Source organism: Gluconobacter sp. ESL1110 (genome assembly GCF_058107395.1).
In genome coordinates this window covers 310,927-337,166 of record NZ_JBYLUK010000007.1, presented here as the reverse complement: position 1 = coordinate 337,166, position 26,240 = coordinate 310,927, and the positions used below count along the sequence as shown (strand labels likewise).

Genomic DNA, 26,240 nt, shown 5'->3' with positions numbered 1-26,240 from the left:
GTTGCGAAGGCGTAGAGTGCTCAGAAACCGACCTCAATGCCTACACGAACAGTGCGTCCCTGTCCCCATGACACACGCAGGGGCGTTCCTGCCGTGGACACGAAATACGCTTTGTTTGCAAGGTTTACGGCGTTGACCTGTAGGGAGGTGTCATGTCCAAGCAGTCGGCCCGTGTGCCACGAGGCAAAGGCATCCACAGTTGTATAGCCGGGGAGCCAGAATGTATTATTCAGATCACCCGGGCGACGACCAACATAACGCGCACCAGCACCAATGCGCATGGTTGTCCTGAGCCACGGCAGGCCCGTCTCATAGGTCAGATAGCCACCGCCTGTATGCTTGGCGCCATTGGCAACCAGTTTGCCTTCATCCGCTGGCGTATCCCGCAGAATACGGGCATAGGTGAAGGCATAATTGGCCAGAATGTTCCAGTGCCTGTTCAATTTCCCTGTCAGGCTGGTTTCCACCCCCTTGGACCCGACCAGACCAGCGAGGCGCTGAAGCGTATTTCCGGTCTCGTCCAGCCCGGCTGATTGTTGAACATTTTTCTTGTGGATATTGTAGAAAGCCACATCAGCCGTCAGGAAGCGATCCTGATAACGTGCTCCAACTTCAAACTGCCGCCCCATGGTGGGCTTGTACGTGCCCTCAAGAACACTGCCTGCATCAAGCTGATTGGGTGTAAAGGATTGAGAGTAATCTCCGTAAAACGAGACATGCTTTCCGGGTTGGTACACCAGCGCCACGAAGGGCAGGGGCTTGGTGTAGGATGCGTCCGTTGTCTGTACATAGGGGCGACGTCCTCCATATGTGATGTGGAAGAACTGATAGCGCAGGCCGGGAGCCAGAATCAGACCATGCCCCAGATGAATGTTATCCTTCAGGTAGCCTGAGGCACTGTTGATGTGCTGGCGCCAGTCGCTGTTGTTCACGTTAACAGGACCAACCGGCTTGAGCATCCCATACACGGGATCTGACGGGACAAAGCCGCCTAGTCTTGGGCCGTCAATAAAAGCCCCCTGATTTTGCTGGCGGTTTTCGTAGTCTGCGCCAATCACCAGGTCATGCTTCATGCCCAGGAGTCTGTGATCGGAAATGTAATCCAGAGCAGTATAACCATTGGCACGCACTGTTCCGGTATTGCTGCGATAGCGCCGGGTCAGAACACCTGTGATAGCGCTATAAGCTGACGGGTCAGCCTGTCGATCATGGTAATTGTCCCGGTTCCAGCCCCCTGACAGGCGAATTCGGTCATGGCCTGACAGGCGATACTGGAAGGTGGTGGAAAGCAGATGGCGGGTGCCAAAAGATTTCGCCCAGCTTTCGTCCAGGCGTTTTTCAGGGCCGCTGATGACTTCCCCATTTGAGAAGACCGCACCGCGGTCCAGAGTATTGTCGTATTGCGCCCATTCATAGGAGACATCCGCTGTAAACGCTCCGCGCTCGAAACGCAGGGACGGGGAGACCAGCTTTTGTCTGTTAGAGCCAAAGTTGCGCCAGTAATTCTCGTTTTTGTAAGCTCCTACAAGCCTGAATGTCAGACCACGCGCCAGAGGGCCTCCTACATCCAGATGACCATATCCGCCTCCAAGAGAGGCCCATGTCGTTCCAAGGCTGGCTCCCCATGTCTTGCGGGGCTGCTTGGTAATGACGTTAATCACGCCACCCGGTTCTTGCATGCCGTAGAACAGAGAAGCAGGCCCCTTCAGAATTTCAACCCGATCTGTCGTTGCCAGATCGAAGTTCCGCCCTGTCGGCATACGAACGCCATTTCGCAGGATTGAGCCGTCGTCTGTAGCCCCGAAGCCCCGTTTCATCAGGTTATCCTGGGTGCCACCAAAATTATTGCCAATTGAAAGGCCTGGTACATACTTGGCCACATCTTCCATCGTCTGGGGTGTCATGTCTTCAATGACCTGGTGTGTCACAACATTCGTTGTCTGGGTCTGTTGCAGAAATGTGGTTGGAAGCTTGTCCGCAATGCTGCTGGTTGTGGCCGCATAAGAGTTGGGGTCTGCATGAACGCGAATGCGTTCTGTCTTGCGTTGCTGGGTAACGGACTGTGACTTCCGGATTGGGCTTTTGTTATCATTCTCCGGGGACGACGGTGCACCTTCAGCACTATATCCGCTGAAAACAGACAATCCTGCGCATGCAAAAGCTACCGTCCTGAAGAAAGCCATCTGATTTTTCCGCAAATAATAATTACTCTCATTTACGTTTGTTGCATTGGCGATGTCATCGAAAGAGTTATGACAAACGATATCGATGGTTTTCCAAAATCAGATCTCGCAGTTCGCGTCATAGGGGTGGAAGAGGGCCTCTGAGCGATGTGAGACAATCCAGATCATATTTTTGTTATTTATGGCGTAAAATTTTCCGCCTTCTGAAGAAAAGTACCCGTAAATAAAACATCTATAAATCAATTAGTTAATATATAACTTCAAGCAAAAATTGTTCGATTCCGAAACTGAAAAACGGAAAATAGTATCAGTTGTGATAAAAAAATAATCTATTAAGTGTTATATATAACATATAATCCGTACTTCTGATCACATCTGATGATAAAACGTGCGACAGGAGACGGTTGGGTATGGCTCAGGCACTGGTACTTGAAAAGAAAGGTGAGCTCTCTCTGCGGGAGATCAGCCTGCCGTCCGAGCTTGGACCGAACGACGTCCGTATCGCTATTCATACGGTGGGTATCTGCGGCAGCGATGTGCATTACTACACGCATGGTGCCATCGGGCCTTTCGTGGTTCGCGAACCTATGGTTCTGGGGCACGAAGCCTCTGGGACGATTACAGAAATCGGAAAAAATGTCCGATCTCTGAAAGTTGGCGACCGGGTATGCATGGAACCCGGGATTCCAGATCCGCAGTCTCGCGCAACACTGATGGGTCAGTACAATGTCGATCCTGCTGTTCGTTTCTGGGCGACGCCCCCCGTTCACGGCTGTCTGACGCCTTCAGTCGTGCATCCAGCAGCTTTCACATTCAGATTGCCTGACACTGTCAGTTTTGCTGAAGGGGCGATGATTGAGCCGCTCGCCGTTGGCGTGCATGCTTCAGTGAAAGCTGCTCTCAAACCCGGTGATATCTGCCTTGTGACAGGATGTGGTCCCATTGGCATCATGACGGCACTGGCGGCTCTGGCTTCCGGGGCAGGTCAGGTTTTCATCACGGATCTTGCACCTGCCAAGCTTGCTATCGCAGCACAGTATGACGGCGTTACAGCAATCAATGTTCGCGACGAGAAACCGCGTGATGTGGTGGATGGGACCTGCGGCGCAGACTGGGGCGTAGATGTCGTCTTTGAAGCGAGCGGTTTTGCAGGCGCTTACGATGACGCCCTGTCCTGTGTACGCCCTGGCGGCACCATCGTTTTCGTCGGTATGCCTGTTCAGAGGATTCCATTCGATATCGTGGCGGCCCAGGCCAAGGAAATCCGCATGGAAACGGTATTCCGCTACGCCAATGTTTATGATCGCGCCATCCGTCTTGTTGGTGCAGGGAAAATCGACCTCAAACCATTGGTGTCCGAAACATTCTCTTTCGATCAGGGCATTGCCGCCTTTGAACGCGCTGCCGAAGCGCGGCCAGGCGATGTCAAACTCCAGATCGTTCTCTGAGAGGCTGTAACAGAATGTCTGCACCCCAGAAGATACCCAGGCAGGGCCCATTCTCCCCGATTGCCAGCCGACCCTCTGCTCTTGGAATGGTAAGTTCCCTGAAGGCGAAGACGCCTGTTTCTGAAGGGAATACGCGTCCTGTTTACGAGACGATCCATGCGGAACCGAACACCAGTTTCCGCTGGCATCAGCATGACTATCCCGGTCCGCTGGCACGCTGGAACCATCATCCGGAATATGAACTGCACCTGATCACACAGAGCGAAGGTCGTGCGATCATTGGGGACCATATCGGGAGTTTCGGGCCACGCCAGATTGTTTTGGTCGGACCTGACCTGCCGCATGGCTGGTTCAGTCCTCTCAAGCCGGGTGAAGTGCTGACAGGGCGGGATGTTGTCCTTCAGTTTAGCGCTAAATGGATTGAAGGCCTGATGACCCTGTGCCCGGAATTGGGTGGACTGAGAAATCTACTTCAAGCCTCTACTCTGGGTGTCGAATTTACCGGCTCAGAAGCACTTGACCTCGGGGAGAAACTTGAAGCAATCGGGGCTTTTCAGGGCGCGGGGAAGCTGGCCGCTTGTGTGGATCTTCTCGCCGCACTGATGTCTGCTCCGTTCAGGACGCTGTCTCTCAAAGGTGAAACCAAGGCGCTCAATAGCCCGGAAATGCAGCGGATGAGTGGTGTCATCACGTCCCTGATGGCCATGGACCCGTCCGAAATTCGGCACGACCATCTGGCGCAGGATCTGGGGCTGTGCGCCTCAACATTCTCTCGCCAGTTCCGGGCTGCGACGGGCGACACGTTCATGTCTTTCCTGCATCGGCTGCGTGTGTGTCACGCCTGCCATCTGCTGGCCAGTTCCCCTCTTTCAATCACGGAGATCGGTGCGGCTTCCGGCTTCAACAACCTGTCCAATTTTAACCGCATCTTTCTGCGCCTGCGAGGTTGCACACCCCGGGAATACCGCCGGCATGCCCGTGAAATGACGACCCTTCCACACGCAGATGCCACAGATTTCCTGAACTGACGGACAAGGGAAAACAGACCATGCCAAAACTTCCACAACGCTTTTCCCTCGATGGTCGCAAAGCTCTTGTCACGGGTGCGTCCCGCGGGCTTGGCGTCACGATCTGCGATGTTCTGAGTGCCGCCGGAGCCGATATTGTCGCCGTTGCGCGGTCTGAAGCCGATATGGCTGAAACACGCCGGATCGTGGAAGGCCATGGACGTCAATGCCTCACGGTTGTTGCTGATCTCAGTGATTCGACTGTCCCTGACGCTGTCGCCCAGACAGTGACGGCTGCGTGGGGTGGCGTGGATATTGTCGTCAACAATGCTGGCGTCAGTTTTCCTCGGCCGCTGGTGGAACAGACCGTTGAGGAATGGGACACCGTACAGGCCATCAACCTGCGTGCGCCGTGGCTTCTCGCCCGTGCTTTTGCGCCGGGGATGATCGAACGCAAACGCGGTAAGATAGTCAACATAAGCTCCCAGGCCAGTTCTGTCGCGCTGATTGACCATGGTGCTTACGTCGCTTCCAAAGCTGGTCTGAATGGCCTCACCAAGGTCATGACGGCGGAGTGGGCGGCTCACAACATCCAGGCCAATGCTATCTGCCCGACAGTTGTCTGGACGCCCATGGGCGAACGCGTCTGGAGCGTTGGCAACAAGTTGGAAAAGCTACTGGAAAAAATCCCCGCTGGTCGTGTCGCAACACCGGAAGATGTCGCGGATACAGTTCTGTATCTCGCCTCCGATGCGTCGAACATGGTCAACGGGCAGGAAATATTTGTCGATGGCGGATACACGGCTCTCTAGGTCGCCCCATCCTCAAATAAAGACATGTGATTTTACGGTTTTGACAAGGCCATGTGCAGGAAATGGCCTGCACAGTGCATGCAGATCAACAGGTGTAACATGAAGATCAAGACGCTTCCGCTGGCCCTTCTGTCTCTCGCTCTTGGCGGGACGGCCCTGTCACCGCCGGCTGCCGCAGCCGGAACACCGCTGAAAATTGGCGTTTCCTTTCAGGAAATGAACAATCCGTATTTCGTCACTATGAAGGATGCCTTGCAGGAGGCCGCTGCCACGATCGGCGCCAACGTCATCATCAGCGATGCGCATCATGACGTCTCCAAGCAGGTGAGTGACATTGAGGACATGATCCAGCAGGGCGCGCAGATCATCATCATCAACCCGACCGATACCGTAGGCGTCACGTCCGTCGTAAAGACCGTTCATGACAAGAACATCCCGATTGTCTCGGTAGATGCTCAGGCTGGTGGTCCGCTGGATGCGTTTGTCGGCTCCAAGAACTACGATGCCGGCTTCAAGGCCTGCGAGTATCTCGCCACGACGATCAAGACCGGTAATATCGGCATTATCGACGGTATCCCGGTCGTTCCCATTCTTGAGCGTGTTAAAGGCTGCAAAGACGCTATCGCCAAGCATTCCGACATCAAGATTGTCAGCGTTCAGAACGGCAAGCAGGAGCGTGATCAGGCTCTGACTGTGGCAGAGAACATGCTTCAGGCCAACCTGGATCTGAAGGGCATCTTCAGCGTCAATGACAATGGATCGCTCGGTGTGCTGTCCGCCATTGAATCCAATGGCTCGGACGTGAAGCTGGTCAGCGTTGATGGTAACCCGGAAGCTGTGAAGGCCATCAGCAAGCCGGGCTCGCATTTCATCGCCACGGCAGCGCAGTTCCCCCGGCAGGAAATCCGTTTGGCACTGGCACTCGCCCTTGCCAAAAAATGGGGTGCAGAAGTGCCGAAGGTTCTGCCAGTCGATGTCGAACTGATCGACGCGACGAAAGCCAAGACGTTCAGCTGGTAAATTCCAAGGTCGGCCCCGGATTCCGGAGGGAACATCATGACAGAAACCAGTCAGATATTGTCGGAGCCTCTTCTGGCGCTTGAGGGAATCTCCAAGAGCTTTCCGGGAGTCCGGGCGTTGCGGAATGTCAGCCTCAACCTGGAGCGTGGAGAAATCCACGCTCTTCTGGGAGAGAATGGTGCTGGAAAGTCCACGATCATCAAGATCATGGGCGGTATCCAGTCTCAGGATGAAGGACAGATCTTTCTCAAAGGAAAAGAATGCCACTTTTCCAGCTACAGGGACGCCATCAGTGCGGGGATCGGAATTGTTTTTCAGGAATTCAGCCTGATCCCTGAACTCGATGCCGTGGATAATATTTTCCTCGGGCGCGAGATGCGGAACGCTCTCGGATTTTCCCGCAAAAACGAAATGACGCGCATCGCGCAGGGAATTTTCGAACGCCTGGGAGTAAAAACGCGGTTTGATGTTCCTGTCTCGCGTCTCAGTGTCGCAGAACAGCAGTTCGTGGAAATTGCGAAAGCCCTGTCACTGGATGTGCAGGTTCTCATCCTCGACGAACCAACCGCGACCCTGACCCCGACGGAAGCTGAACTGCTCTTCAACGTCATGCGGCAGCTTCGCGATCAGGGGATCGGAATTTTCTTCGTGTCACATCACCTCGAAGAGATTTTCGAAATCTGCGACCGCATTACGGTGCTTCGTGATGGTGCCCACGTGGGCGTCCTGAAAACAGCTGACTGCACCATGGATCATCTGGTTGAGAAGATGGTCGGCCGGAAAATTGAAAGTACGTTTCCGCCCAAACCCGCTCTCCAGACTGCCGAGCGCATTCTGGAAGCCGAAAACATTCGTTTTGCCAGTAACGGGCACCCCAACAGTTTCTATCTGCGAAAAGGTGAAATCCTCGGTTTCGCCGGGCTCGTCGGTTCTGGCCGAACGGAAACGGCGCTGGCGTTGATCGGCGCACTGCCATGTCCCGGAAAAAGGGTGCGGATTGAGGGCAGGGAAGTGTCTATGGGGAATCCTGCACAGGCTCTGCATCATGGCATCGGAATTCTGCCGGAAAGCCGAAAAACCGAGGGATTGATCCTCGGTTTCAGCATCCGGGACAACATCTCTATCAACAATCTGCCGCAATATACCCGCCCGACCGGCACGATCGACGCGGCGCGGGAGAAGCGGAAGACACAGGAACTGATGTCCGCGGTCCACATCAAAGCCCCTTCGGACGAAACGACCGTAGTGAGCCTCAGTGGTGGGAATCAGCAGAAGGTTGTGATTGCGCGCTGGCTGAACCGGCGAAGCAAGATCCTGATCTTCGATGAGCCCACCCGCGGCATTGATGTCGGGGCCAAGGCGGAAATCTACACACTCATGCGGAACCTCACGGCAGAGGGATACGCCATCATCATGATCTCATCCGAGCTTCCAGAGGTCGTCGGAATGTGTGACCGCGTGGCCGTGTTCAGCCATGGCGTCATCACGGCAGTTCTGGAAGGGGATGCCATCAGTTCGGAAGAGGTAATGCGTCATGCAACAGCAAGCGTTAAAAAGTCCGCAGTCGATGCACTCTCTGCTTGAGCGTTACAAAGCGTCGAAGGTCGCACGTTCAACGGCCTTTCTCCCGGCTGTCGGACTGTTCGTGGTCGTGGCCTGCATGATCGCGCTCAACAGTCGCTTCCTGTCCTTCGGCAACCTCGAAAACGTTGCCAGACAGGTCTCGATCAATGCCATCATCTCTGTAGGCATGACTTTTGCCATTCTCACGGGCGGCATTGACCTCTCCGTAGGCGCGGTCATGGCACTGGCCGGAACCATTACAGCGGGTCTGCTGGTTTCTGGCTTGAACGCCGGGCTGGCCATTATCGCCGGGCTGGGTGTCGGGGCGCTTTTTGGGGCAGGAAACGGATTGTGCATTGCCCGTCTCGGAATGCCGCCGATCATCGTCACTCTGGCATCCATGAGCATCGCTCGTGGACTAGGGCTGATCTACACGAACGGCTATCCCATTTCGGGTCTTCCAGACTGGTTTGCGTTTATCGGCCGCGGGAAGATTCTGGGAATCCAGACTCCCATTCTCATCATGCTGGTGGTCTATGCGCTGGCTTATCTGTTGCTCCAGCGCATGCCGATTGGCCGCTACATTTATGCAATCGGTGGGAATGAAGACGCCGTCCGCCTCTCCGGCATCGATTCCCGAAAATACAAGATTATCGTTTACCTGATCGGCGGCTTTACGGCTGCTCTGGCGGGCGTTGTTCTCTCCTCCCGTCTCATGAGTGGTCAGCCGAATGCAGGCGTCGGCTTTGAACTTGATGCCATCGCTGCCGTGGTGCTGGGTGGCACCTCAATTTCCGGCGGCCGTGGTTCCATCATCGGGACCCTGATCGGCGCCATGCTGCTGGGCGTCCTGAACAACGGGCTGAACCTGCTTGAAGTCTCCCCGTACGTTCAGAACGTCATCAAGGGCGCGATCATCCTTCTCGCAATTTTCATCAGTCGTCAGCGCGGCACAGCATCTGCACGCTGAGACAGAATCACAAGGTAGAGCATATGACACAGTCTCTTCAGAACAAGGTCGTCGCTATTACGGGCGCGGCTTCGGGCATTGGCCTCGAATGTGCCCGTTATCTCATCGAAGCTGGTGCGGTGGTCTATCTTCTGGACCGTGACGCCAAGGCGCTGGAAGAAAAGACAGCAGAACTCGGCAGCCAGGCTCATGCGATCATTGTCGATCTTTTCGACTACAAAACCGTAGATGCTGCGGTCGCGCAGATCGTTCAGGAGCAGGGCCGGATCGATGTTTTCCACGCCAATGCCGGCGCGTATGTTGGTGGCAATGTGTGGGAAGGCGATCCTGATAGCTGGGATTCGATGCTCCATCTGAACATCAATGCAGCTTTCCGTTCGGTTCGCGCCGTACTGCCGCAGATGATGAAGCAGGAAAGTGGCGACATCGTTATGACCAGTTCGATTGCAGGCATGATCCCCATCATGGCCGAGCCGATCTATACGGCCTCGAAACATGCCGTGCAGGCATTCGTCCATACGGTTCGCCGTCAGGTCGCGAAGTACGGAATTCGTGTAGGAGCCATCCAGCCCGGCCCCGTTGTCACGCCTTTGCTGAAAGACTGGGATCAGGCGCGGCTTGAAGCCAACATTAAAGCGGGTGCCCTGATGGAAGCCAAGGAAGTCGCCGAAGCTCTGATCTTTATCCTGACACGTTCAAAAGGTGTCATGGTGCGTGATCTAGTCGTTTTGCCGCATAATTTTGATGCCTGAAGCGAAAGCGGGGTTTGCTGCTCACATCGTTAGTGAGCAGCGACTTTCTTTGCAGTCAGAACATTGCCCAGCGAAGCAATGACAATACACAGGACACCCACCCATCGCGCGGCAGACAAACCTTCTCCCAAGAAAATCCAGCCCGAAATGGCTCCCAGCATAGGCTCCATACTCAGCAGGATGCCAAGGTCTTTTGGTTTCAGACGGCGCATCGCCATCATGTCCAGAATATACGGGACAGCCGAAGACAGAACCGCCACACTCAGCGCCGCTCCACCTTGCCAGGGATGGGTGATGACAGTCGGAATTGTCGGGATGAGGCAGGGCAGTAACAGGATACCTGCTGTAGACATACCAAGAGTCGTGGCTTGTCCGGCATCCAGAACCTTACCCATCTGCGTACCCGTCAGGATGTAGACGATCCACCCGCATCCACTGAACAGTGCTGCACAGATCCCGAATAGATCCAGATGATGCAGAGTCCCCGTTACAGCCGTCGTCTCAGGTCGCAGCAACAGGTACAGACCGGTAATCACAAAGAACGCCCAGCAGAGATCCAGCCAGCGGCGCGACCCGGTCAGGGCAAGGGTCAGCGGGCCAGTGAACTCCAACGCTACTACGATGCCCAGTGGAAGCCGAACCAGGGCGACGTAGAAGCAGAAATTCATGACCGCGACGGACGCACCATAAGGCAGCAGGAGCTTCCAGGCCGCAGGCGTCAGGGTCATGCGGGTGGGGCGCCAGATTGCCAGAAGGATCAGCGCCGCCATACAGACACGCAGTCCCACCATCCCGGTCGGGCCGAATAACGGGAAAAGCCCCTTGGCCAAGGTGGCCCCGATCTGGAAGGATGAAATCCCCCCGATCAAAAGCCCTACAGCCTTGAGTTGACCGTATTTTTCAACGGATTGCACATTGCTCGTCACACTCAGACGTCGAGATCTTCAACAGAACGGGCATGTTCCTGGATGAAGCGGAAACGAAGTTCCGGTTTGCGTCCCATCAGACTTTCCACGCGTTCGCTGGTGAGCGCCCGATCCTCGGGGGGGGCTATAACGCGCAAAAGAGTCCGGCGGGACGGATCCATCGTGGTTTCCTTGAGATCCTTCACAGGCATCTCACCCAACCCTTTGAAGCGGGATACCTCCACCTTGGCGTTGGCCTTGAAATCCGCCTTGATCCGACGATCACGGTCCAGATCATCCATGGCATAAATCGTCTTTGCGCCATGCGTCAGGCGATAGAGCGGCGGTTGCGCCAGATGCAGATGACCGTGACGGATCAGTTCCGGCATTTCACGATAGAAAAACGTCATGAGCAGGGAGGCGATATGCGCGCCATCCACGTCAGCATCCGTCATGATGATGACACGACCATAGCGCAGGCGGCTGATGTCGAAGGACGATCCCAGCCCACAGCCCAGCGCTTCCGTCAGGTCGCGCAGTTCCTGATTCGCCCGTAGCTTGTCAGCCGTAGCAGACGCCACGTTGAGAATTTTGCCACGAAGCGGAAGAACGGCCTGTGTCTCACGATCACGCGCCTGCCGTGCGGAACCACCTGCGGATTCGCCCTCAACGAGGAACAGTTCCGTCTCGGAGGCATTTTCGCGCGTACAGTCGGTCAGCTTGCCAGGAAGGCGAAGCTTGCGAGTCGCACTTTTGCGGGCCGTTTCCTTGACCTCGCGGCGGCGCAGACGTTCTTCCGCGCGCTCGATCATAAAGGCCAGAAGATTGTCAGCCTGCTGTGGATTTCCACCCAGCCAGTGATCGATTCGATCCCTCAGTGCGCCCTCGACAAGGCGTGAGGCTTCCTGATTGGTCAGCTTGTCCTTGGTCTGTCCCTGAAACTGCGGATCGCGGATGAACACGGATAGTTTGGCCGCAACGGATCCCAGAACGTCCTCAGCCGTGATGGCTGCTGCCCGCTTGACCTTGCGCTGGTCGCCCCATGCCCGAAAGCCTTTGACGAGTGCCGCACGGAAACCCGCTTCATGTGTGCCACCCTGCGGGGTTGGGATGGTGTTGCAGTAAGAGACCAGAGACGCGTTGCCGCTCTCAAGGAAAGCGACTGCCCATTCTACCTTGCCGCCTGTCCGGCCATCAGCAGCAAGGGGAAGTTCTGCTTCACCGGCCCAAAGGGGTGTCAGAAGCGCCGGATCCGGCCCCAGTTCAGCTGTCAGCGCATCTTCCAGCCCGTTCGGGAACTGGATCAGAGCCTCAGTAGGGGTTTCGTCACCGGTCTTGATAAGGTCCGGTTCACACTTCCACTGAATGGCCACACCACGGAACAATGCCGCCTTGGAGCAGCAGAGCCGATAGAGGCGCGCGGCGGAAAAATGGATAGTCCCGAAAATTTCCGGGTCCGGAGTGAAGCGGACCGTGGTGCCGCGGCGGTTCGGTGCATTGCCGACCTCAGCCAGCGGGCCAAGGGGAATCCCGCGTGAGAATTCCTGCCTATACAGCAGGCGATCCCGTGCGACTTCAACTTCCAGCTTTTCGGAAAGCGCATTGACAACCGAACTGCCCACACCGTGCAAACCGCCAGATGTGTCGTAGGCTTTGCCAGAGAACTTGCCACCCGCATGAAGCGTCGTGAAAATTACTTCAAGGGCGGATTTCTTGGGAAATTTTGGGTGAGGGTCGGTTGGGATGCCTCGACCATTATCCCGCACCATAAGAGTGCGTGGTCCTTCCAGCCGCATCTCAATGCTGCTGGCATGACCCGCCACGGCTTCATCCATGGCATTATCGAGAATTTCGGAAGCCAGATGATGATAGGCGTTATCATCCGTCCCGCCGATATACATTCCAGGGCGACGGCGTACGGGCTCCAGCCCCTCCAGGACTTCAATGTCCTGTGCGCCATACTCTGTGCCAGCAGCGTCCTTACGGTTTCTGGACGCCCTGGTGTTTCCTGCTTTGCCTGACTCGAACAGATCGCTCATGTCTGCGTTGTCGCCGCCCCGGTCCGGAACGTCAAGCGAACGCTTCCGGATGAGGCAGAACGACGATGTTTTCGCAGATCAGGCGCGATGCGTACGGCGCGTGGTGGTGCTCTTCGTCACACCATGGCGCGAACGGCGATCAACCGTGGCAGGGGCTGCACAGCTCTCGTAGGAAGCAGGTTGTGCCACGTCCTTGGCTTCAGCGTAGTGAGCAAGGTCAGCACCCGTCTCAAGCGCATTGATTTCATCGAACATGGCTTCACGCTGCTCACAGAAAACCGTACCGGACTTCAGGCCGCCAAGAGACTGAACGTCGGCCAACTGCGTGATGTAATCATCATGCTCAGCCTGAGCGCGGCGCCCATAAGTCGTGCGGAAATAGCCATCTAGACGGCTTTCTGCATCCATCAGGGCCGGACGAAACTTGGCGACGAACGCATTGTAGCGGTCCTGGGCCTTGCAGGAGAGAGCCGTGACCATCAGCTCGGACTTCAGGCCGGCGACATCGAAAGCTTCATGAGCAGGGGAGTTGCCACATTCTGCAGCAAAGGCTGAGGACGGATGAGCAGCAAGGAAGGTGGTGCAGGCCAGACCAGCACCCGCCAGACGAACGAAAGAACGACGGAAGAACGAAGACATCGACAGACTCCACAAGGCCGGGACATTTTGGCCGGAAACAGACAGACAGCATAATCCGGGCTTGCGGCCCGCGGAAGATGAAACTCAATGTGAGAAACATTCAGCAAACCATTTACCTGCAACATAATTTCGTGGCGGAAAATGGGCGCAGCCGCACTCAACTGTAATTTATTGCTCCACGGGCATAAAAAGCCGTCAAAGTGCTTTTCCTGACGGTTGACAGTCTTTCACCCCGCTTCGTCCTGTTCTACATCCGAACGTCTGTCTTGCCGCGGGAAGCGCGGCATCATCTGTCACGAGCGTTGGAGTTGACCGTGCGCCTGCGAGGTTCCGTCGTTACCCTGGGATCGGCTTTTGCCCTTTCCATGCTTCTTTCCGGTTGCGCCCAGCAGCCGATCGTCCAGCGCTCTGTGGCTCCGAATCCTTTCGGATACCAGAAGGTCTCCGCAGTTTGCCACGTCTCGCCAGTAACTACCGCCGCAGACGGTACGATGAGCGTGAACATGACAGTCCGTAGCGATGACGGCCTGTGCGCCATTTCCGTCCAGAAGCCTGGTACCGGCAGCTACGCCTCCTTTGGCGTGAGTCCCGCACCGGAGCACGGCAAGGCTTTCCTCTACAATTATGACGGTCGTACCTACGTCAACTACACCCCGGCCACCGCCTACGCCGGTGCGGACACGTTTACGGCAGAACTGATCCCGGGTGGCGGCAAGAAGCGCGAGCATCTTGTGGTGCATGCGACAGTCGATGCAACGGGTGTGGTTGTTGCCAAGCCTGCTGTTGCTGCTCCGACGCCAAAAGCAGCAACCTCCACCAAGAAGACTGCGGTTCGGCACACAACAGCTCGCCGCAAGAAGTAAGACGCCTGACGTCCTGGAAAAGCGAGGGTTCTGCCCTCGCTTTTTTTGTATCCTGTTTTGAAGACACCATAAAAAAAGCCCTGCCTTTTTACAAAGGCAGGGCTTTTGTCGTCTGGTCTGGCTGGAAATTTACTTGAAGTCGATTTCCACACGGCGGTTCTGCGGCTCACGGGCGTTCGGGCCAGTCGCCACCAGAGGATGCGCTTCACCGTATCCCTGCGTCATGATCAGGCCAGTCGCGACGCCGTCACGGATCAATTCTGCCTTCACATTTTCAGCACGACGCTTCGAGAGAGCCAGATTATAGGCCTGGCCACGTGGGCCTGGCTGTGCAGCAGAGCTGTCCGTATAACCGTTGACCTCAATATGCGTGATCTGTGTTGCGGTGGAGTTCTTTGCAGCCTCTGCAACAACAGATTTTGCGCGATCGCTCAGAGCCGCCGAATCCCAGTCAAAGAACACGAGATAGGTTCGTGTCGGAGCGGGCGCAGGAGCGGCGATCGGGGCAGGCGCCGGAGGGGCTGGCGGCGGAGCAGGATTGAACTCGTAACGCAGGCCCAGCATTAGGGAATGGTTGAAGTCCGTCCGGGTATTCCGGTTGCCCTCAGAATAGCCATAGGCCTGTTTCTGATCCCAGCCACCATAAATGCCAGTTGCCGAAGCATGGTGTCCGTTCGGTCCGAGCAGGGAATAGAAACGGTACTCCGTCGTGGCGGATAGGCCAACAACCCACGGAACCGGGAAAGACAGACCGAAAATGCCCTGATAGGCGAAGTTGCCCGCCGTGCCGCCAGTATGCTGATCGAATGCGCCGTTCGGCGCCCGGACATAGGTGTTCATGGCCTGCCAGCCGTAACCGATACCCGCACCGAAATACGGATAAACCCAGGACTGACCGATATCCATGTCGAACAGCGCGTTGGCCATCACGCCGTACTGCTGCTGACGTCCCCCGACGGAAGACGGGAACAGGCTGCTGCGGAATTGCTGGAGGCGATTGTTGCGGTAATTGCCTTCAACTTCGACACGGAAGCCGTTTCCAAGACCCCAGCCAACACTTCCGATTCCCGTGACGCCTGCCTGATAATGGTCGCGACCGCTCGGGAAAACAGGAGAAAGACGGACCGTCTGATCCTGATTGAAGCTCGCGCCACCTGCCCCTGAAATATACAGGCCCTTAACGGGCTGGGCCTGCGCAGCCCCCATGACCAGCATCGATACGCCAGCAGTGAGCCCGGCCCGGGCAAGCCAGGTTCTGACAACGGATCGCTGCATCATGTCATTTCTCTCCAACCAACCCAATTGAAAGTCTTCTTGCTGAAAGTGCCGGGAATGGCAACGCGCACCAGTTCTTAATGGCTGACGCAGAAGTTTCACAGTGGGCAGGTTCGTTGCTCACTGTGTCTTCCGTCCCACAGTTCAGTGCATGACGTCCAGATCGGCACGGCGCGACCCCAGTGTCCGTTCCAGCGGAGTCTCTACAGTCCGAACTTCAAGCTCGATCAACCAGAGGTCTGGATCATACCGGCGCTGACGCTCCAGATATTCCTCCAGACCGGATTTCTGAACATCGGCGCGAACCCAGTCAGAGCCGTTTTCCCGCAGGACAGCAATATTGTCCTCCCGGTCTCGCAGAACAATCAGAACAGCTCCGGCGTCTTCATCGCCTTTTTTCAGAACCATGGCGGACGTTCCATCCGAGGAAATACGACGGATAACGGCGCGGACCCAAAGCCCTGTTTTCAAACGTGCACCCATGAAAATATCTCGTCCATTCCTGAAAAATTTAATGCAGAGGTGCGGTGTTCTCGTCAGGAACAGCCTCTAGGGCTGCTTTGTATGCTGTTGCAGAAGACAGCAGGAACCGCGCCGTGTCCATGTCTGCATCCGTCCCGATCGCCGCCGGACAATGACGTCTTATGTCAAGAATCCGGGAAACCGGGACCGGATAGCGGGCCGCCCTTGCCATTTGCACGGCAGCAGCCTGAGGAGCCGTCCCTCCCTTAAGGGCAGCAAGCTGTCCGTGCAGATCGTCACCCCCCCGCGAAGTGCACACCTGAGGCATAATGCCCAGCCCCTGAATGGGCCATCCAAGGGGGGCCTGATTCCGGCTCCAGGTAACAAACAGCTCCCCACCATTCGGCATTTGCCCAATGACCTGAACCAGCCCCTTGCCCAGAGTTTCGCTTCCCACCACAACAGCCCGACGGTGATCCGAAAGTGCCGCGGCGAGAATTTCAGCCGCACTGGCCGTGCGCCCATCGACCAGAATGACAATCGGTGCACCGCTGGTCATGTCGCCCCCCTGAACCACCCAGATATGGTTGGCTTGAGGATCTCGTCCATGCGTGGTGACTGCAACACCATGATCAAGGAACAGGGCCGCTGCCGTCACGGCTTGCTGAAGCACCCCACCCCGATCTCCACGCAGATCAATGATGATTCCTGCAGGCCGTTTCAGAGGTGTTTTTGCTCTGGCAGAAGATTGTCCGTCAGGCGTCTCGTCTTCAACCACCTGATCGAGGTACTGGCTGATCTCCTCGGCTGTCTGGATCGAAAAAGACGTGATCCGGAGAAGGGTATAGGGTCCATCCGTCGAAGCAAAAACCGTCTCAGGCGGAACCTGTGCCCGACGTAGTTTCAACGTCGCAGGATGCTGCCCATGAGAAGCGAGTGCCAGAGAAATGGACGTACGGTCTTCGCCTTCAAGCCAGCTCTGAACGACTTCAGGAGACTGCCCACGGGTAGATCGTCCGTTCACGGCGATCAACCGCTGACCCGTGTCCACACCTGCTTCCCAGGCTGGTCCATTCGCATTGACAGCCGTCACGATGATCGCATGGCCCTTTGCCCCAAGCGTCAGGCCAACAGTGCCACTCTGGCCGGTCCGTTTGGTGCGGTCAGCAATGGCTGGGGTGGGGCCCAGATACCGCGAATATGGGTCCATATGGTTGAATAATTCATCAAAAAATCCCTGAAGGAGCGCATCAGCCCCTGCATCGCGGATCGTTGATGAGTGTTCCCAGGCTGACTGCATGGCCGCAGTCACAAGATCTGACCAGCCTGACCGGCTTTCATCCGCAGGAAAGATCCGTTTGAAAAGCAGGGTCTGACCTTGCGTAATCGTCAGTGTTTCGGGAATATGCTGTTTGTCATGATCTTCTGCCGGATTGTCCGTTACGGCAATCGTCGGGTCGATGGCCGTCAGGCCATCCAGCCCCCAAATGCAGAATTCGCGCGGCGAATGGGCCTCAAGGGTCCTCGGACCAAGAAAGCCCAGAGCCGCAAAAAGAACATCCCGGGTCATTCCTGTAGAGAACGTCTGACTTGTCGAAGGCGTCGCCGCAGATGTCGATGCTGTACCCTGCGCCCAACCATGATGAAAAGACGTTCCCGCTGCCAGAACTGTCAGACCAAGGACGAGAGTTCGACGCCGCGTCGTTGAACAGAACTGCGACAGAAACAGGGAAAAGTGGCGTGCGGCGTGGCGCAAGAACGGGGTCCTCGAAGGCGGGTCAGCAAAAGCGCTTTTCAGCCCTTCCATCATGAGACCACGCCACAAACTTTAGCCCCGGTAAAGACACACAGAAGACATTGTTCAGGAGAGTGCAGCCGGGTCACACCCTCCTGAAGAAAGAGGTCAGGCCCCGGAGGCTGGGTCTGCCGCCGTTTTCCGTTTCTTCGTTGCAGAAGTGGTTGTTTTCGTGGCCTTGGAAGTTTTTGTCGTAGCGCGCTTTGTTGTCTTTTTAGGCGCCGCGTCCTCAGAAGTTGCATCTGTCGCAGCAGATTTTTTGCTTTTCGTCGTTTTGGCTGCGGTCTTCTTGGCCGGACTCTTTTTTGCTGCACCTTTCAGGGGCTTTCCCTTTTCGGCCAGCAACGCCACAGCCTCATCCAGAGTCACGTCATCCATACTCTGGTCCTTGGGCAGGTTGGCAATCAATTGGCCATGCTGTGCATAAGGGCCAAAACGGCCCTTGCGGATCATGACCGGTTCGCCATCCTTCGGATGCGCGCCCAGATTGCGAATGGACGCCAGCTTCTTCGCCAGACTGTCCACAGCGCGGTTCAGGCCAACGGTCAGGACATCATCGTCCTTGTCCAGCGTGCCGTAAATCGCACCCATCTTCACATAAGGTCCAAAGCGGCCCAGACCAGCCTCAATCTTCTCGCCGGTCTCCGGATGAAGGCCAACAAATCGGGGAAGGGAAAGCAGTCCCAGAGCCTGTTCCAGCGTGATGGTGTTACCATCCAGCCCCTTGGGAATGGTCGTCCGCTTCGGTTTTGCTTTCTTGTCTTCCGGGTTGGGCTCACCCTTCTGGATATATAGTCCCCATGGGCCCCGACGAACAGTAATGTCTTCGCCGCTTTCCGGGTCCTGGCCCAGAATCTTCGGCCCATCGCTGAGACCTTCAGCATCTCCATCGTCCGCAATCAGACGGCGTGTGAATTGACAGGTCGGATAGTTGGAGCAGCCAATAAAGGCTCCAAACTTGCCAAGACGCAGTCCCAGACGCCCCGTTCCGCAGGACGTGCAGACGCGAGGATCGGACCCGTCTTCCTTGGGCGGGAAGAAATGTGCACCCAGATCTTCATCCAGAGCGTCAATGACGTCTGAAATTTTCAGATCCTTGGTTTGAGCAACCGCCGCGGAGAAGTCATGCCAGAACGCTGCCATGACATCGTGCCAGTCTGCCCGACCGCCGGAAATGTCATCAAGCTGCTCTTCGAGAGAGGCCGTGAAGCCCGTATCGACGTACCGTTCGAAGAAGGACGTCAGGAACGCTGTCACCAGCCGCCCACGATCTTCCGGCATGAAACGCTTTGCATCCATGCGGACGTAATTGCGATCCCGCAGAACCCCTAGAACAGACGCATAGGTGGAGGGACGTCCGATCCCGATCTCTTCCATCTTCTTGACGAGAGATGCTTCAGAATATCGCGGCGGTGGCTGCGTGAAGTGCTGCTCGGCATCCACACCTGTGGTGGAGACGCGATCCCCTTCCTTCATCGGCGGAAGAAGTTTGCCATCCTCATCTTCGGACTTCGTATCGTCCCGGCCCTCGATGTAGAGCTTCAGGAAGCCATCAAACGCGATTGTCGACCCTGTAGCGCGCAGCAACGTCTGACCGCTTGCATCTGCCAGCGTCACTGCGACCTGATCAAGCTCCGCAGACTGCATCTGGGAGGCTACAGCGCGCTTCCAGACCAGTTCATAAAGCCGCTTCTGCTCAGGAGACAGGGCATGAGCAACCTGGGCGGGCGTCCGGAAAACATCTGTCGGGCGCACGGCTTCATGCGCTTCCTGAGCGTTCTTGGCCTTGGTGGAATAGGCACGCGGATAGTCAGGAACGTACTCGTCCCCGAAAGCCTTGCCGATATGTCCTCGGATTGCCCCGATGGCTTCCTTGGCCATCGTGACACCATCGGTTCGCATATAGGTGATGAGACCGATCGTCTCACCGCCCAGATCCACACCTTCATAGAGCTGCTGGGCCGTACGCATCGTTGTCTGGGCGCTCATGCCCAACTTGCGGGAGGCTTCCTGCTGCAACGTGGAGGTTGTGAATGGCGGGGGCGGGTTCCGCTTCGTCCGCTTGCGTTCAACGGACCGGACCGTGAACTGACCGGCCTGCACAATATCGCGGGCTTCAAACGCCAGTGTCTCATTATTGAGATCGAACTGGTCAAGCTTGTTACCCTTGAGGTGCGTCAGGCGCGCCTGAAAGGCTGCCTTGGCGGGCGTGTTGAAGCCACCTGTGACGGTCCAGTATTCCTTAGGCCGGAAGACCTCGATCTCCGCTTCACGCTCACAGATCAGCCGCAACGCCACGGACTGGACACGGCCAGCGCTCTTGCTGCCCGGCAGCTTGCGCCAAAGAACCGGCGACAGCGTGAAGCCCACCAGATAGTCCAACGCGCGTCGGGCCAGGTAGGCGTCAATCAGCGGCTGGTCCAACTCACGGGGACCAGCCATGGCGGCCGTAACGGCGGCTTTCGTGATTTCGTTGAAGGTGACGCGATGGACGTCGATTCCCTTCAGAAGCTTCTTTTCTTCCAGAACGCTGCGGACATGCCAGGAAATGGCTTCTCCTTCGCGATCCGGGTCAGTAGCCAGATAGAGGTTCTTGGCCCCTTTGAGCGCTTTGGCGATGGCCGCGATCTGCTTGGAGCCACGGTCGTCCGTCTGCCAGCTCATGGCAAAGTTCTCGTCCGGGCGGACGCTGCCATCCTTTGGCGGCAGATCCCGCACGTGACCGAAGGAAGCCAGAACGGTAAACCCGCTTCCCAGATACTTGTTGATCGTCTTGGCCTTTGCCGGGCTCTCGACTACCACAACGTCTGTCATTGCCACTCCGGTTTTCCGCGTCACTTCCTGTTCGGCTGTAACGCCACGCGCCCGCCGGGCACGAACTCAACGACGCCTCCAAGCTCAAGCTCGGTAAGCACCGACAGTACTGCCGAAACGGAGAACTGGCAGCGGCGCACCACCTCGTCAACTGTTACCGGTATCACAGAAAGCAGCGGGAGCACTTTTTCAAGGACCAGATCAGGGTCTTCCCATGGCTCTGACGCGTCCATGCCCCACGCGGCATAAGGTTCTGAAAAGCCTTGGAAAAGAGCGGTGTTCTGCTGGTTTTGCCTCCACGGTGGAAGGAGGGGGGCGGGGAATTCCGAAGGCAGGCACGAAAGAATATCCTGCACATTTTCCGTGAGCGTCGCTCCATGTCGCAAAAGGTCATTTCCACCCCGTGACCGCGGATCCAGTGGTGAGCCGGGAACAGCGTACACTTCCCGATCATAGGAGAGAGCCAGACTGGCCGTAATCAGCGTGCCGGAATGCAGGGCTGCTTCCACCACCACACACCCCAGCGACATGCCAGCAATCAGCCGATTCCGGCGCGGGAAATGTCTGGCCTGGGGGATCGTTCCCAGCGGCGCTTCTGTCACGACGCACCCGCGTTCCGCAATGCTGGCCTGAAGTTTCGCATTTTCCGGGGGATAGACATGATCCAGCCCTCCGGCGACGGCCGCCGTCGTCAGGCCCGGATAAAGCGCCGCCTCATGAGCAGCCGAATCGATGCCGCGTGCCAGACCGGATACAACGCAGATGCCCGAGTCTGCCAGTTCGGCAGCAAGGCTTTCCGCCATGCGAATCCCTGCTGCGGACGCATTTCTTGCGCCAACAATGCCAACTGAACGCAGCGATAGCTTGGCAGGATCACCCTGAACAAACAGGACAGGCGGTGCATCCTTGATGAAGGACAGCATCAAAGGGTAGTCCGCATCGCCCCGAATCAGAACGTCTCCGCTCATGCGATGCAGGGCTTCGACTTCAGAAGCCATCTGGCCAGCAGAAGGAATAACCGGAAGATCAAGCCGTCCAGCCTGACGCATCCGTTCTGGAAGCGCCTCGACCGCTGCCGTTGGACTGCCATACTGGCAAAGCAGCCGGGAAAAATTGATCGGACCAACGCCGGGCGTCCGGGCAAGACGCATCGCGTCGAGTCGGTCCTGATCAGACATCCGGAACGGAGGAGCGGAAAACGTCGTCATATTTTCGCTCCTACCTAAAAATCTTTAACGATTACTTAAGGTCAGGAAGATTTCGTTTTTGCGTTTACGCGCGGTTCATTGCCCGACAGCAAACGAATGATATTGCTGTAATGGCGAACCCAGATCAGCAGCGCGATGAGGGCTGTTGCAACCGGAATCGGGGCATTTATGCCCTGACCCTTGATGATCACCATCAGAATGGGAGCCACGAGAAAGGCGGACAACGCTCCGGCTGAGGAAATGCGGCTCAACCGCGCTACAACCAGCCAGACAATGCAGCAGGCTACCCCGACAGGCCAGCTCAGAACCCAGATCGTCCCAAGGCCAGTCGCCACACCTTTTCCCCCCCGGAATCCAAGCCAGACCGGGAAGCAGTGCCCGACCACGACAGCGACTGCTGCCACGGCCATTGCCAGTGAAGGCTGATCGCCACCGAGTCGCAGAGCCAGAAACACTGCCAGTGCGCCTTTGAGTGCATCCAGCAGCAGCGTTGCAGCGGCCAGGCCCTTGCGGCCAGTCCGCAGAACATTCGTAGCGCCGATATTGCCGGACCCGATCTGGCGAATGTCTCCGCCGCCTGTCGCTGCCGTGAGGATCAGTCCGAAAGGGATACTGCCAAGGCCATAGGCAATCGCAGCGATCAGGAGCAGGCTCGGATCAGGCAGCGTCATGCCAGACCCTCAGCCGTGAAAACCTCAACACCACGACGGAAGGTGCGCAGTACGCGGCCTGTCAGCTTCTGGCCATCGAATGGCGTATTCTGGGCACGCCCCGGTAGTTCGCCAGCACGAACTTCCCAGACTGCTTCCGGATCGAACAGACAGAGATCCGCATCCTGACCAACGGCCAGCGTGCCGGCTGAAATCCGCAGCAGGGAGGCCGGAGCACAGGTCACAAGGCGCAGAGCCTCGATCAAAGGCAGGCCAGCGCCGAGAGTAACGCCAAGAAGCGTAACCAGCCCTGTTCCGCCTGCGCGCGCCTGCGCAAAGGGGAGGCGTTTGTCATCCGCATCAGCAGGAGCGTGATCAGAGGCCACCGCATCAATCGTTCCATCAGCCAGCGCTGCACAGACAGCAGCCCGATCCGATTCGGAACGGAGAGGCGGAGAGAACTTCGCATAGGTACGGAAATCCCCGATGTCCTCTTCCGTCATGGCAAAATAAGGAGGCGCCGTGTCGCACGTCACCTTGATGCCTCGCGCTTTGGCCGACCGGATCAGATCCAGCCCTTCAGCGGTGGAAACATGGGCGAAATGCAGACGGGCACCCGTCATGTCCGCCAGACGCAGATCACGGGCAATCATGATCGCCTCAGCGGCGGCCGGAACCTGCGGCAGACCCAGACGCACAGCTAACGCACTTGCGGTCGCGCAGGCACCCTTTGCAAGAGAAGGCTCTTCCGGATGCTGCACAACAAGCGCATCGAGAAAGCGGGAATAAGATAGCAGATTGCGCATCTGCTTGGCGTCCGCGATAGCGCGCGTGCCGTCCGTGAAGGCTACGGCACCGGCGTCCTGCAACAGACCCAGCTCTGCCATGTCTCCGCCCTCGCAGCCACGCGTCAGCGCGCCGTAAGGATGGATGGAGACCATGCCCGTCTCTTCACCGCGTACCTTCAGAAGATGCACTAGAGCCGGATTGTCGATTGCCGGAGAGGTGTTGGGTAAAACGGCCATGGTGGTGATTCCGCCGGCCACGGCAGCCCGTGCGCCTGACTTGACGCTCTCACGGTATTCAAAGCCCGGCTCGCCCAGAGCCACACGCATGTCGACAAGTCCAGGGCATAGAACCGCTCCCTGACCATCAATCACGCATGCCCCTTCGGGCGTCTCCGGGCTGTCGATAGCGGCAATACGGCCATCTTCAACCGTCAGGCGTCCTACGCCATCCCGACCGGAGGCAGGGTCAATCAGGCGGACATTCTCAAAAACAGTTATCGTCATAGTGGCATCCGTGCCCGGGACAGGCGATCCAGAACGGCCATACGCACGGCCACACCCATTTCCACCTGTTCGGCAATCACGCTCTGGTCCGAATCGGCAACATCAGAGGCAATCTCGACGCCCCGATTCATGGGGCCGGGATGCATGACCAGCGCACCGGGGTTCGCCAGTGCCAGACGACGCCGATCCAGCCCGAAGAACCGGAAATACTCGCGGGAACTCGGGACAAGGCCAGCGCCCATGCGCTCCTTCTGAAGACGCAGGGACATCACAACATCCGCGCCCCTCAGGGCCTCATCCATGTCTGAATAGAGCGTGACATTCCCAAGCTCTGCCATGGCGGCCGGGAGCAGAGTCGGCGGTCCAACCAGACGCACCGAGTTGCCCAACGCCGTCAGGAGATGGATGTTGGACCGTGCGACACGGCTATGGCCAACATCGCCACAGATCGCGATTGTCAGACCTTCCAGACGCCCGAAGTGACGGCGAATGGTCAGGGCATCCAGCAAGGCCTGCGTAGGATGCTCGTGGGTGCCATCGCCAGCATTCACAACGCTGGCTTCGACTTTCTGGGACAGCAGGGCCGGCGCACCTGACTGGCCATGACGCACAACCAGCAGATCGCAGCGCATGGCATTCAGCGTGGAAGCCGTATCCAGCAACGTCTCGCCCTTGTTCACCGAACTGGTGGCGACCGTCATGTTGATGACGTCCGCCCCAAGGCGCTTGCCTGCCAGCTCGAAACTGGTGCGGGTTCGGGTGCTGTCTTCGAAAAACAGATTGATGACCGTCCGGCCCCGCAGCGCTTCACGCGGTGCGGAACGGGAACGGCTCAGGAGCGCATAGCTCTCCGCCAGATCGAGGAACGGGGTGATCTGCCCCGCTGTCAGCCCCTCGATTCCCAGCAGATGCCGGGGGACGGATGGCCGCTCAGGCACTGAGCACACTCGCAATACGGGCCAGAACCTCATCACGACCAAGAGCGGCCAGTGTCAGATCAATGCCCGGAGACGTGGTGGACCCTGTCATGGCCGCACGCAGAGGCTGGGCAACGGAGCCGAGTTTCAGTTCGTTCTTCTCGGCGTAGGCGCGAAGAGCGCCGTCGATCGCTTCCGCTGTGAAGTCTGGGAGCGCGGCCAAGTCATGCCCAACACCTTCAAGAACCTTGCGGCCGTTCTCGTCCAGAAGCTTCTCGGCTTTGGGCGTGAAGGTCAGGGGCAGGGTGAAGCCTGCGAAGGCTGCGTTATCCGTCAATTCGACCAGCGTCTTCGCACGTTCCTTGAGGCCGGACATCATGGCCAGAACCCGGGCCCGCGTGCGGTCATCCGCGACAACGCCTTCACGGCCCTGCAGACGCTCCATGACGTCATTGGTCAGACGCTCATCATCCGCCTGACGCATCCAGACGCCATTGAGGTGCGCCAGCTTCACATAGTCCATGCGGGACGGGGAACGACCGACACCATCCAGATCGAACAGCTTGATCTGCTCTTCGCGGGACAGGATTTCCGCGTCACCATGACCCCAGCCCAGACGCAGCAGGTAATTGCACAGGGCTTCTGGCAGATAGCCTTCCTCGCGGAAGTCCACGACAGACTGCGCGCCGTGACGCTTGGACAGTTTGGCGCCATCTGGACCGTGAATGAGCGGTAGATGAGCGAACTGCGGGAGATCCCAGCCCATTGCGCGATAGATCATGGCCTGACGGAACGTGTTCGTCAGATGGTCGTCACCGCGCATGACGTGGGTGATGTTCATGTCATGGTCGTCACAGACCACGGCGTGGAGATAGGTCGGCGTGCCGTCGGAGCGCAGGATGATCAGATCATCCATTTCCACATTGGCGACACGAACTTCGCCCTGCACCAGGTCCTTGATCACCGTCTCGCCTTCACGCGGCGCCTTCAGGCGCACAACGTAAGGCGCACCTTCCGGCGCTTCGGACGGATCACGGTCGCGCCATGTGCCGTCGTAACGGGGCGGACGCTTCTCGGCCATGGCCTTCTCGCGCATGGCGGTCAGCTCTTCCGGCGTGCAGTAGCACTTGTACGCCTGACCCTTAGCCAGCAGTTCCAATGCCACTTCCGTATGGCGATCCTGTCGGGCGGACTGGAAGACGGGTTCCTCATCTGCCGTGATCCCCATCCAGGCGAGACCATCAAAGATCACGTCCACCGCGCGTTGCGTGGAGCGTTCCTTGTCGGTGTCCTCGATCCGCAGGAGGAACTCACCGCCATGGTGGCGGGCGAAGAGGAAATTGAACAGGGCAGCGCGGGCGTTGCCGACATGCAGCAGGCCCGTGGGCGAGGGTGCAAAGCGCGTACGGATCGTCATGCGGCTCTCATATCATGCTCGTGCGGGAGGGGCTATCCGCATCATTCTGGGATGATTTGTGTCGTTGTTTTTCTGGGGCGTGCAGTCAGGTGTCACAAGGCTGTTACATGCAGGGCATCCCTGCTTTTCAAGCGGGTGTGATTTCCTGCACCGCTCGTCGGGTCCCTATCCTGAGGACAGGATTTTCAACAGTGGCCGAGCTGGAGGCG

General features: G+C 57.4%; 21 protein-coding genes. 8 read left to right on the top strand and 13 right to left on the bottom strand.

What is annotated here, in order from left to right:
- Positions 1–20: 20 nt before the first annotated feature.
- Complete coding sequence (locus AC3B6F_RS05540; RefSeq protein WP_489823640.1) at positions 21–2,183, bottom strand: TonB-dependent receptor; 2,163 nt, start codon at positions 2,181–2,183, stop codon at positions 21–23.
- 410 nt (positions 2,184–2,593) lie between these two features.
- Here AC3B6F_RS05540 and AC3B6F_RS05535 point away from each other — a divergent pair, with 410 nt between their 5' ends.
- The 7 genes from AC3B6F_RS05535 (at position 2,594) to AC3B6F_RS05505 (ending at position 9,755) form a co-directional block, all read left to right on the top strand.
- Entirely contained in the window at positions 2,594–3,631 is a 1,038-nt protein-coding gene (locus AC3B6F_RS05535; RefSeq protein WP_023944529.1) for an NAD(P)-dependent alcohol dehydrogenase, read from the top strand.
- Positions 3,632–3,645: 14 nt separating this feature from the next.
- On the top strand, positions 3,646–4,659 hold the full coding sequence (locus tag AC3B6F_RS05530) for an AraC family transcriptional regulator (RefSeq protein ID WP_489823639.1): 1,014 nt from the start codon (positions 3,646–3,648) through the stop codon (positions 4,657–4,659).
- A gap of 20 nt (positions 4,660–4,679) precedes the next feature.
- On the top strand, positions 4,680–5,450 hold the full coding sequence (locus tag AC3B6F_RS05525) for an SDR family NAD(P)-dependent oxidoreductase (protein ID WP_489823638.1): 771 nt from the start codon (positions 4,680–4,682) through the stop codon (positions 5,448–5,450).
- Positions 5,451–5,549: 99 nt separating this feature from the next.
- The gene (locus AC3B6F_RS05520) at positions 5,550–6,470 is read left to right on the top strand and encodes a substrate-binding domain-containing protein (protein WP_489823637.1); all 921 of its coding nucleotides are present in this window, start codon (positions 5,550–5,552) and stop codon (positions 6,468–6,470) included.
- 36 nt (positions 6,471–6,506) lie between these two features.
- On the top strand, positions 6,507–8,054 hold the full coding sequence (locus AC3B6F_RS05515; protein ID WP_489823636.1) for a sugar ABC transporter ATP-binding protein: 1,548 nt from the start codon (positions 6,507–6,509) through the stop codon (positions 8,052–8,054).
- The gene (locus tag AC3B6F_RS05510) at positions 8,038–9,003 is read left to right on the top strand and encodes an ABC transporter permease (protein WP_489823635.1); all 966 of its coding nucleotides are present in this window, start codon (positions 8,038–8,040) and stop codon (positions 9,001–9,003) included. The genes AC3B6F_RS05515 and AC3B6F_RS05510 overlap by 17 nt, the downstream gene beginning before the upstream one ends.
- Before the next feature lie 23 nt (positions 9,004–9,026).
- Positions 9,027–9,755, top strand: coding sequence for an SDR family oxidoreductase (locus AC3B6F_RS05505; protein WP_010505648.1), 729 nt, complete (start codon positions 9,027–9,029; stop codon positions 9,753–9,755).
- Between the two features lie 29 nt (positions 9,756–9,784).
- Here the strand turns inward: AC3B6F_RS05505 and AC3B6F_RS05500 are convergent, their stop codons facing one another.
- From AC3B6F_RS05500 to AC3B6F_RS05490, 3 genes are all read right to left on the bottom strand, one after another.
- Positions 9,785–10,681 carry an EamA family transporter gene (locus tag AC3B6F_RS05500; RefSeq protein WP_489823634.1) on the bottom strand — a complete coding sequence of 299 codons (897 nt, stop codon included), beginning with the start codon at positions 10,679–10,681 and terminating at the stop codon, positions 9,785–9,787.
- A gap of 2 nt (positions 10,682–10,683) precedes the next feature.
- Positions 10,684–12,699: a DNA topoisomerase IV subunit B gene (parE, locus tag AC3B6F_RS05495; RefSeq protein ID WP_061930536.1), complete on the bottom strand. Its 2,016-nt coding sequence runs from the start codon at positions 12,697–12,699 to the stop codon at positions 10,684–10,686.
- A 78-nt stretch (positions 12,700–12,777) separates the two neighbouring features.
- Positions 12,778–13,338 carry a hypothetical protein gene (locus tag AC3B6F_RS05490; RefSeq protein ID WP_408870164.1) on the bottom strand — a complete coding sequence of 187 codons (561 nt, stop codon included), beginning with the start codon at positions 13,336–13,338 and terminating at the stop codon, positions 12,778–12,780.
- Positions 13,339–13,538: 200 nt separating this feature from the next.
- Here AC3B6F_RS05490 and AC3B6F_RS05485 point away from each other — a divergent pair, with 200 nt between their 5' ends.
- Positions 13,539–14,201, top strand: a complete 663-nt coding sequence (locus tag AC3B6F_RS05485) for a hypothetical protein (protein ID WP_489823633.1) — start codon at positions 13,539–13,541, stop codon at positions 14,199–14,201.
- Positions 14,202–14,330: 129 nt separating this feature from the next.
- Here the strand turns inward: AC3B6F_RS05485 and AC3B6F_RS05480 are convergent, their stop codons facing one another.
- From AC3B6F_RS05480 to gltX, 9 genes are all read right to left on the bottom strand, one after another.
- Positions 14,331–15,479 carry an OmpA family protein gene (locus AC3B6F_RS05480; protein ID WP_489823632.1) on the bottom strand — a complete coding sequence of 383 codons (1,149 nt, stop codon included), beginning with the start codon at positions 15,477–15,479 and terminating at the stop codon, positions 14,331–14,333.
- 141 nt (positions 15,480–15,620) lie between these two features.
- Positions 15,621–15,959 carry a DUF1491 family protein gene (locus tag AC3B6F_RS05475; protein WP_034880894.1) on the bottom strand — a complete coding sequence of 113 codons (339 nt, stop codon included), beginning with the start codon at positions 15,957–15,959 and terminating at the stop codon, positions 15,621–15,623.
- 28 nt (positions 15,960–15,987) lie between these two features.
- Positions 15,988–17,745, bottom strand: a complete 1,758-nt coding sequence (locus tag AC3B6F_RS05470) for a S41 family peptidase (RefSeq protein WP_489823990.1) — start codon at positions 17,743–17,745, stop codon at positions 15,988–15,990.
- A 96-nt stretch (positions 17,746–17,841) separates the two neighbouring features.
- A complete protein-coding gene (gene topA, locus AC3B6F_RS05465) occupies positions 17,842–20,547 on the bottom strand; it encodes a type I DNA topoisomerase (RefSeq protein WP_489823631.1) in 2,706 nt (901 codons plus the stop codon).
- Between the two features lie 20 nt (positions 20,548–20,567).
- Positions 20,568–21,755, bottom strand: coding sequence for a DNA-processing protein DprA (gene dprA / locus AC3B6F_RS05460; protein ID WP_489823630.1), 1,188 nt, complete (start codon positions 21,753–21,755; stop codon positions 20,568–20,570).
- 41 nt (positions 21,756–21,796) lie between these two features.
- Entirely contained in the window at positions 21,797–22,426 is a 630-nt protein-coding gene (gene plsY, locus AC3B6F_RS05455; RefSeq protein WP_489823629.1) for a glycerol-3-phosphate 1-O-acyltransferase PlsY, read from the bottom strand.
- Positions 22,423–23,697, bottom strand: coding sequence for a dihydroorotase (locus AC3B6F_RS05450; protein ID WP_489823628.1), 1,275 nt, complete (start codon positions 23,695–23,697; stop codon positions 22,423–22,425). The genes plsY and AC3B6F_RS05450 overlap by 4 nt, the downstream gene beginning before the upstream one ends.
- Entirely contained in the window at positions 23,694–24,668 is a 975-nt protein-coding gene (locus AC3B6F_RS05445) for an aspartate carbamoyltransferase catalytic subunit (protein ID WP_489823989.1), read from the bottom strand. Before AC3B6F_RS05445 ends, AC3B6F_RS05450 begins: the two co-directional genes overlap by 4 nt.
- Positions 24,628–26,031 carry a glutamate--tRNA ligase gene (gltX, locus tag AC3B6F_RS05440; protein WP_010503645.1) on the bottom strand — a complete coding sequence of 468 codons (1,404 nt, stop codon included), beginning with the start codon at positions 26,029–26,031 and terminating at the stop codon, positions 24,628–24,630. Before gltX ends, AC3B6F_RS05445 begins: the two co-directional genes overlap by 41 nt.
- Positions 26,032–26,240 lie beyond the last annotated feature (209 nt).